The sequence below is a fragment of the Trichococcus ilyis genome (genome assembly GCF_900109135.1).
GTDB classification, from domain to species: Bacteria; Bacillota; Bacilli; order Lactobacillales; family Aerococcaceae; genus Trichococcus; species Trichococcus ilyis.
Map to the genome: position 1 here is coordinate 52,127 of NZ_FNYT01000018.1, position 8,945 is coordinate 61,071.

The following is an 8,945-nucleotide window of genomic DNA, read 5'->3' on the forward strand; positions in this document are numbered from 1 at the left end:
GCTTTTTGCCTCCAGCAATTCACTTTTTATTTTTGCGTTTGGATGACCGGCGCCTCCGCGACATCCTCTTTGGGAACGAAAAGTTGTTTTTTCTCGAACAAAACCGTCAGCAGGATCGGCACAACGATCGCAATCGCCATGCAGACGAAGAACATCGCCATCGAATCGGTCTGGATGCTCAGGAAACCCGGGATTCCGCCGACCCCGATGCTGTTCGCCATGACGTTGAAAGTCGTCGCCACCAGCCCGGCGATTCCCGATCCGATCATTGCGGCAACGAAAGGATAGATGTATTTGATGTTGATCCCGAACATGGCCGGCTCGGTTACGCCCAAGAAGCAGGAAATCGCTGCCGGGATGGAAACCTGTTCCTCTTTCTCATTGCCTCTGTGCAGGAAGATGATCGCCAATACAGCCGACCCCTGGGCAATATTCGAAAGTGCGATCATCGGCCACAGGTTCGTGCCGCCGAAATCGGCGATCAGCTGCAGGTCGATGGCATTGGACATATGGTGCAGCCCCGTGATGACGAGCGGCGAATAGAGTGTACCGAAGAACAGACCGAACAGCCATCTGAAGTTGCCTGTCAACCCGGCATAGACGACTTCGGAAACCCATTGCCCGATCGTCCAGCCGATGGGGCCGAGCACCGTATGCGCGATGATGACGGTGGGAACCAAAGCCAACAACGGAACAAAAATCATCGAAATGTACTGCGGAATCCATTTACGCAGCCAGATTTCCAGGTAGGCCAACACGAAGCCCGCCAACATGGCAGGGATGACTTGCGCTTGATAACCGATCTTGTTGATCGTGAAGGCACCGAAATCCCAGAATGGAATCTCTTCTGCACCCGCGACAGCATAGGCATTCAATAATTGCGGAGAAACCAATGTGATCCCTAAAACGATACCCAGTATTTGCGTAGTGCCCATCTTCTTCGTGATGCTCCAAGTGATGCCTACCGGCAGGAAGTGGAAAATCGCTTCGCCGATCAGCCAAAGGAAATCATTGACGCCTGTCCAGAACTGCGAGTTGGAAACGATCGTGCCGTTGGCGAAATTGATCCCTTCAAGCACATTGCGGAAGCCGAGGATCAGACCCCCGACCACGATGGCGGGAATCAGCGGCGTAAAGATTTCCGCCAGCACAGCCATGGCACGCTGCACCACATTCTGGTTCTGCTTGGCTGCCGCTTTTGCCTCGTCTTTCGAGACGCCTTCTTTGCCGGATACCTTTGCGAACTCGTTGTAGAACTGCGGCACCTCATTGCCGATGATGACCTGGAATTGCCCGGCCTGCGTGAACGTGCCTTTTACTGCGGGTATGTCTTCGATCTTTTTGACGTTGGCGGCAGCGGGGTCATTCAGGACGAAACGCATCCGCGTGGCACAGTGGCTGACTGCCGAAATATTATCGGGACCTCCGATATGTTCCAGCAGATCTTTTGCATCTTTGTTGAAATCTACCATCTTTTTCTCCTCCTTGAACTTGTATATACATGTTAGTCACATCTATATTCTACCGCTCACAAATAAATATTGCAAACGTTTTCCGACCGCGATTCGTAAACTTGTATAGACAAGTTACCCGATTCCTTTGTTTTATGAAGTGTTGCCACGCTGGACAACGCAATCAAAAAAACGACGGGACTGGGAAAAAAGCCACTTCTTATAATAATTGTTAAATCTGATTAGTTAAAAACACCGTCATATCAAGGATTAATTTTCCAAGATATGACGGTGTTTTCTAATTTAGTTAGTTATTTCCCAGCCCCGTCGTTTTTTGATCCGGATAATCCGATCAGACCCCTTATTTCAGTTTCACTAAAGTCCGCCCATGCATTTTCCCGTTCATGATTTTCTCGAAAGCCACAGGCAGGTCCTCCAGCGTGATCTCCTGTTCGACCAACAGCTCCAGCTTTTCCGGCTTCAGATCGTTGGCGATGCGCTCCCATAGCTTGACGCGTTCCGCGTAAGGATGGTTCACTGAATCGATCCCGACAAGTTTGATGCCCCGCAGGATGAAGGGCAGCACGGTCGCTTCAAAAGAGATTCCGCCGGCATTTCCGCTCAAGGCCAGACTTCCGCCGTAATGCAGCTGCGCCAGCAAATCCGGCAGCATCGGACCGCCGACCGGATCAACGCTTGCCGACCAACGTTGCTGCGCCAATGGCCGTGTCTTCTCCAGCGACGCTTCAGCCGGATGCAGAACCGCTGAAGCACCGAGTTGCTTCAGGTAATCCGTGCAGTCCGCTTTTTTCCGTGACATAGCTTCGATGGTATATCCGCGACGCTTCAGCATAGTGACGGCCATCCCGCCGACGCCGCCGGAGGCCCCCGTCACCAAAACAGCGCCCGTTTGCGGCTGGACGCCCTGTTTTTCCAAAGCATCAACCGATTCCGCCGCTGTGAATCCGGCCGTTCCGATGATCATCGCTTCCCTCAGGCTCAACCCTTCAGGCAGCGGAACGACCCAAGCGGCAGGGACTCGGGCAAATTGGCTGAAACCACCGAAATGAGTCACCCCTAAACCATAGCCTGTCACGATCACCTTATCGCCTGCCCGGAAAGCCGGATCAAGCGATTCAACTACGACACCGCTCAGATCGATCCCCAGAATCAATGGATAATTGCGGATGACCCCGCTTTTCGGATTGGTTCCGGCCAGCCCGTCCTTGTAGTTGACGCTCGAATAGTGGACCTCGATCAGCACTTCCCCATCCGGCAGGTCCGCCTTTTTGAAGGTTCTGACCGTTGTCTTCACTTCCGCACCTGCGTTTTCCGCCCATAAAGCCTTGAATTCCTCCATAATATCCCTCGTTTCCGCTCGTATTACCTTCAGTTTAGTCCATCTTCGCGGAATTTGCGACCCCTACTCCCTACAACAAAAAAAATCATCACCGGGAATAAAGCCTATCCCAGGTGACGATTTTTGGATGTACGATCACTCCGCTATCTCAACGACCAGATAGCGATGCGGCTCTTTGCCTTCGGAGTGTGTTTTGATGCGTTTGTTTTGGCTCAGACGAGCGTGGATCAGTTTTCTTTCAAAAGCAGGCAGCGGCTCAAGAAATACCGGTTGTTTCGTTTTGATGACGCGTTCCGCAGTCCGGTCGGCGATGCTTTCCAGCACGGCAGCCCGGCGCTCGCGGTAGTCACCGACATTCACGATTACGGACAAACGACGGCGCACGTAGCGCTGCACCAATGCTTGCGCCAATATCTGCAGAGCATTGACGATTTTCCCGTATTTGCCGATCAGCAACCCGGCTTTTTCGCTTTCCATTTGGAAAATCAGCATATTGTTCTTTTCTTCGACCGTAACGACTGCTGGAGCACCGTATGCCTCTGCCACTGAGGCAAGATATGCGCTCACCGCGGCGATTGCTTCCGCTCTGCCGGCTTCTTCATCATAATCTTCCGGGAAATGCCCTGCTTCAGCATCTTCCTCCTCATCGGAAGAAATGATTCGATCGACTTCAGGCTGATCAGCCAATATCTTTTCCGCAGCTTCCGGATAATCCTCTTCAAGATCTTCTACGATATCTTCGACTGTCTCATCGATTTCAGCTAATTGGATATCGCCTGGTTCATCAAAGTCCATGATTTCTTTGCGCGTGATTTCCACGACCGCCTCTTTTTGGCCGAATCCAAAAATCCCTTTTTTACCTTCAGAGATTACGACGATATCGGCTTCATGGCTATCGACACCCAACAAATCCAGACCTTTGCGAATCGCTTTATCAACGGTCGTATCTTTCGCAACTACTTTATCCATAATAGAATGTCATCCTTTCCTACTTCAAAGTCTAACTAGTTTTTCTTTTTCTTTTTAGGATTTTGGGCTTTCTTCAATGCTTTTTCGCGCGCCTTTGCCTGAGCTTCGGCTTCTTCGCGCTCGCGGATGGCCTTGAATGGGTTGTTCAACAGCATCGTCTGGCCGACCGAGAAAGCATTGCTGGCTACCCAGTACAACGACAGCGCGCTCGGAAAGTTGATCCCCATCATCAGGATCATGATCGGCATCGTGTACGTCATCGATTTTGTCGCGGAGTTCGCTTCCGTCTGCGACATCATCGTCAGCTTGCTTGTGGCGTACGTCAGGATAGCGGCGACGATCGGCAAAATGAAGAATGGATCGCGTTCTCCCAGGTTCATCCAAAGGAAACTGCCGCTCTTCAGAATCTCAGTCCGGCTGATCGCTTGATATAAAGCCATCAGGACAGGCATCTGAACCAAGACAGGCAGACAGCCCATGTAAGGATTCACATCGTTATCCGCATACAATTTGGAAACTTCTTTCTGCAGTCTTTCCTGCGTTTCCCGATCTTTGGAGGCATATTTTTCCTGCAGCGCTTTGATCTGCGGTTGAACAGCCGCCATTTTTTTCGTGCTCTTCGTTTGGAAATGGTTGAGCGGCAACAGGATCACCCGGATGATGATCGTAAAGGCAATGATCCCCAGACCGTAATTGCCGAAAAACAGCTCGGACAACCACACGATCATGTTGGAGAAATTAAAAACAATGTAACGGTCCCAAAAACCGGTGCTTTCTGAGGTGATCGGCTCCGTTCCACATGCTGACAGAACCATCATAACAGCAAATAAGCTGAGTGTAAAAAGTAATCGCTTACGCTTTGACAAGAGGACTCCTCCTTAATAGGAATATTATAGTTTACTTATTGTTCAAAAGATTGGAAAGCTTCAGGACATGGACCAGACTTTTTTTGACCTCCGCAGCCGACATTTCGGCAACCGGTTTGCGCGCGATCACGATGAAGTCGACATCCTGGGCCAAATCCGCCTTCAACTCTGTGAGCGCCTGTCGGATTTTCCTTTTGACGGCATTCCGCACCACGGCATTGCCGATTTTTTTTCCGACGGACAAGCCGACCCGGAAATGCGGTTGCTCCTGCTTATGGATCACATAGATTACGAACTGGCGGTTCGCCTTGGACACCCCGCTGTGAAATACTTTCTGAAATTCTTTTTCCTTTTTGACACGAAAAGATTTTCTCATGCTCTTCCCTCAAATCTGCAATCATAACATACAAAAAAATCTCTCCCAAATGGAGAAAAACAGAAAAATTCCTCTCTCCGTTATCATCACAAATATGGACCCGTACACCAAGGCATTGCTGCTTCCGGTTCATTTGGGCACATCTTGTCATACTCTCCATTTAAGAAAGACATTTTTGCATTTTTTGAAATCCTTAAAAAAAAAGACCACTGAAACGGTCAGTGATCTATGCAGATAAAACTTTTCTGCCTTTACGGCGTCTGCTTGCTAATACTCTACGGCCGTTTTTTGTGCTCATACGTTTACGGAAACCGTGAACGGATTGACGGTGACGTTTTTTTGGTTGGTATGTTCTTTTCATTGATCGTTACACCTCCTGATAAACTATCTTTCAAATAGGTTCTATTTCACTGTTAGACAGTCCAATACATTATAAAGAGACAGAATGCGACCTGTCAAGTAAAATTGGTTCATTTTTATTGAACTCACTGAGATATAATAGCACAAAACCTCGAAAGTTAAAACACCTTTCTTGAAAAAATTCTGTTTTTCAGCAAAAAAAATTATCCACAACCTTTTTTCGCAATGCACATAGCCTCGGGAAAACTTCCACAGCCTCTGCCTTTGCGCACACCTTAGACCCGGTTTGTCCACAATTCGACAACGTGTGCATTTCTCATCCAAACCAACCTGAGAACTCTGTGGAAAAGTGTAACAAAAGCTGTAACAATGCCATTCCGGAAATGTTAAAAATCCACAGACCACCGTTTATAAAAGGCCGCTTCCCAATCTTTTTCCACACCATTTTTCGACCTGTGGAAAACTTTTTATCCACCGGTTAATTGTTTTATTCACAGCCAAAAAGAGTTGTGGAAAACTTTTTGATATAATGCTAAAATAGAACAGACTCACTAAAAGGAGGTGTCTCATTTGGATGACATCTATTCACTATGGCGTTATCTGCAGGAAAAATTTCAAGAATCCCTGTCCAAAGTCAGCTACGATACTTGGATAGACAGCGCCGTCCCGGTCCGATTGACCGATACGAACATCATCATCGAAGTTCCCTCTTCTTTACATAAAGATTATTGGCAAAATAACTTGATGAGCAGAATTGTCGAAGGCATCTACGAATTCAGCGGCAAAGAACTGACCCCCATTTTCATGATCAAGAATGAGGAAATGCCCGACATCGCCAAACCGACCGTAAAACGCAACAACAGCAACAACAACCGGCTCTTTAAGGATGCCCAACTGAACAGCAAATATACCTTTGATACTTTTGTTATCGGAAAAGGCAACCAGATGGCGCACGCGGCCGCCCTCGTCGTGGCTGAGGAACCCGGCACCATCTACAATCCGCTCTTCTTCTATGGAGGCGTCGGGTTGGGAAAAACCCATCTGATGCACGCCATCGGCCATCAGATGCTGCAACTGCGGCCAACCGCCAAAGTCAAATATGTCAGCAGCGAAACATTCGCCAATGATTTCATCAATTCCATCCAGAATCGGACGCAGGAGCAATTCCGCAATGAATACCGCAGCGTCGACTTGCTGATGGTCGATGATATCCAGTTTTTTGCTGACAAAGAAGGGACTCAGGAAGAATTCTTCCATACGTTCAACGCGCTTTACGATGAACGCAAACAAATCGTGCTGACGAGCGATCGCTTGCCTAACGAAATCCCTAAACTCCAGGAACGGCTCATCTCACGTTTTGCCTGGGGCCTATCGGTTGACATCACCCCGCCCGATCTGGAGACGCGCATCGCCATTTTGCGCAAAAAAGCCAACAGCGAGCGCCTTGAGATCCCGGATGACACCCTCAGCTATATCGCGGGGCAAATCGACTCCAACATCCGGGAACTGGAGGGCGCCCTGGTCCGGGTCCAAGCCTATTCGGCGATTCAAGGGACCGACATCACCACCAGTCTGGCAGCGGACGCCCTGAAAAGCATCATGCCTTCCGAAAAACCGAAAGCCTTATCCATCTATGCCATCCAGCAAGCGGTCGGAAAGTATTACCATGTGACCGTCGAGGAATTGAAAGGCAAAAAGCGCACCAAAGGGATCGTTGTCCCAAGGCAAATCGCCATGTATCTTTCGAGGGTGATGACAGACAATTCCTTGCCGAAGATTGGTTCCGAATTCGGCGGCAAAGATCACACGACCGTCATCCACGCCCACGACAAGATCGCTCTTTCCTTAAAGAAAGACCCTGTGCTGCAGCGTGAGATCGAGACGATCCAAAACAGCCTGAAAAAATGAGCCCCGAGCGTATTGTGGATAACCAAATAAATAAGCCGTCATTTACGAACATGTTATCCACAAGTGGAAAACGATTGGTTTGATAAGCTTCTTTCACTTATCCACAATATGAACAGGCCCTACTACTATTACTATTATTTTTTAATTTATATTAATAACCATCGGAGGTCCCTTATTATGAAATTTTCAATCAATCGTCAGATTCTGATCAAGCATCTGTCTGACGTACAAAGAGCTATTTCCAGCAGAACGACCATTCCTATTTTGACAGGTGTGAAAATCAGCGCTGATGAAAATGGAATCGTATTGAGCGGAAGCGACTCGGATATCTCCATCGAAACACTGATCCCTGTTTCGGAAGAAAACAATCAGATCGAAATCCATGCAAAAGGCGGAATTGTGCTGCCTGCCCGTTTCTTCAGTGAAATCGTAAAAAAATTGGCTGACGAAAAAATCACGATTGAAGTCAAAGATCATTTCCAGACCAACATCACTTCTGCAAATGCCTCTTTCACCATCAACGGAATCGATGTCAACAACTACCCAAATTTCCCTGTCATCGATTCGAATGAAGTCATCACTTTGCCGACCGCTTTATTCAAACAAGTGATCCAGCATACGGTCATCGCGACTTCAACGCAAGAAAGCCGTCCGATCTTGACCGGGGTGAACATGACCATCAAGGATGGAAAATTGACAGCCGTCGCCACCGACAGCCATCGTTTGAGCCAACGCATCATTTCGATCGCAGCACCGGAATCGCAATTGGAAAAAACCTACAACGTCATCATTCCCGGAAAAAGCCTGGTTGAACTTTCGCGCATCGTCGAGAATCAACCGACCATCGAAATGATGATCACCGAGAATCAGGTCCTTTTCAAAGCGGAAAATGTTTATTTCTATTCGCGCTTATTGGAAGGCTACTACCCGGATACAAACCGGTTGATCCCGACGAGCTCCACCACGCAGATTGTCCTGAATGCTTATGACTTGTTGCAGGCCACCGACCGTGCTTCCCTGCTCTCGCACGAAGGAAAAAACAATGTCGTCAAATTATCCATCGATTCAAACAAAGTCGAGTTGTCAGGAAACTCCCCTGAAGTCGGCAATGTGGAAGAATCCTTGACCTACGCATCCGCCAGCGGCGATCCGTTGGTCATTTCCTTCAATCCCGATTACATGAAGGATGCGCTGCGCACCTTCGGCCAACAGGATGTCCAGGTCAACTTCACTTCAGCTGTGCGCCCATTCACGGTCGTACCGGCGGATCGTGAAGACGATAACGATAACTCCTTCATCCAATTGATCACGCCCGTAAGGACTTATTGATCCCGAATTGAAAACAATCGAGTAGGAGGAGCCTTTAGGCTCCGACCTCTCACACCACCGTGCGTACGGTTCCGTACACGGCGGTTCAGTATCTTGAGTAAGCAGACTCTGCCAGGTGACTTAATGAAATTAAGCCCCAATTTCCGTATTCCGCCATTTGGTTTCGGGATTTCCACCCTTCGCACAGGTTGTGGCTTGTATGTCCCGTCTAATAGTTTTCTCCTTAGTTGGGGATAAAACTCGATAATGTGGGCTTCCACTTCATGCACTGTCATTCCGTCTACTCCTGCTGCCCCTTTGTTTTGTCTAACCGCTTTGGCAGCCGA

Annotated in this window: 8 protein-coding genes and 1 pseudogene; 2 read left to right on the forward strand and 7 right to left on the reverse strand. The window is 48.6% G+C overall.

Going from position 1 to position 8,945, the window contains the following annotated elements; genetic code table 11:
* Positions 1-26: 26 nt before the first annotated feature.
* From treP to rpmH, 6 genes are all read right to left on the reverse strand, one after another.
* Positions 27-1,472, reverse strand: a complete 1,446-nt coding sequence (treP, locus tag BMX58_RS09430; protein ID WP_068621076.1) for a PTS system trehalose-specific EIIBC component — start codon at positions 1,470-1,472, stop codon at positions 27-29.
* Between the two features lie 340 nt (positions 1,473-1,812).
* The gene (locus BMX58_RS09435) at positions 1,813-2,811 is read right to left on the reverse strand and encodes an oxidoreductase (RefSeq protein WP_068621070.1); all 999 of its coding nucleotides are present in this window, start codon (positions 2,809-2,811) and stop codon (positions 1,813-1,815) included.
* Positions 2,812-2,946: 135 nt separating this feature from the next.
* Positions 2,947-3,780: an RNA-binding cell elongation regulator Jag/EloR gene (gene jag / locus BMX58_RS09440; RefSeq protein ID WP_068621068.1), complete on the reverse strand. Its 834-nt coding sequence runs from the start codon at positions 3,778-3,780 to the stop codon at positions 2,947-2,949.
* Positions 3,781-3,815: 35 nt separating this feature from the next.
* Positions 3,816-4,646: a membrane protein insertase YidC gene (gene yidC / locus BMX58_RS09445; protein WP_068621066.1), complete on the reverse strand. Its 831-nt coding sequence runs from the start codon at positions 4,644-4,646 to the stop codon at positions 3,816-3,818.
* A gap of 31 nt (positions 4,647-4,677) precedes the next feature.
* Positions 4,678-5,022, reverse strand: coding sequence for a ribonuclease P protein component (gene rnpA, locus BMX58_RS09450; protein WP_068621064.1), 345 nt, complete (start codon positions 5,020-5,022; stop codon positions 4,678-4,680).
* A gap of 226 nt (positions 5,023-5,248) precedes the next feature.
* Positions 5,249-5,383 (reverse strand): 50S ribosomal protein L34, encoded by a 135-nt coding sequence (rpmH, locus tag BMX58_RS09455; protein ID WP_084253748.1) that lies wholly within the window; start codon positions 5,381-5,383, stop codon positions 5,249-5,251.
* A 569-nt stretch (positions 5,384-5,952) separates the two neighbouring features.
* On the opposite strand from rpmH, the gene dnaA reads away from it, so the two are divergent.
* Both dnaA and dnaN read left to right on the forward strand, forming a co-directional pair.
* Positions 5,953-7,290: a chromosomal replication initiator protein DnaA gene (gene dnaA / locus BMX58_RS09460; RefSeq protein WP_068621062.1), complete on the forward strand. Its 1,338-nt coding sequence runs from the start codon at positions 5,953-5,955 to the stop codon at positions 7,288-7,290.
* Positions 7,291-7,467: 177 nt separating this feature from the next.
* Complete coding sequence (gene dnaN / locus BMX58_RS09465; protein WP_068621060.1) at positions 7,468-8,619, forward strand: DNA polymerase III subunit beta; 1,152 nt, start codon at positions 7,468-7,470, stop codon at positions 8,617-8,619.
* Positions 8,620-8,750: 131 nt separating this feature from the next.
* Here the strand turns inward: dnaN and BMX58_RS15035 are convergent.
* Positions 8,751-8,945: pseudogene (locus tag BMX58_RS15035) on the reverse strand (group II intron reverse transcriptase/maturase); the annotation flags it as partial.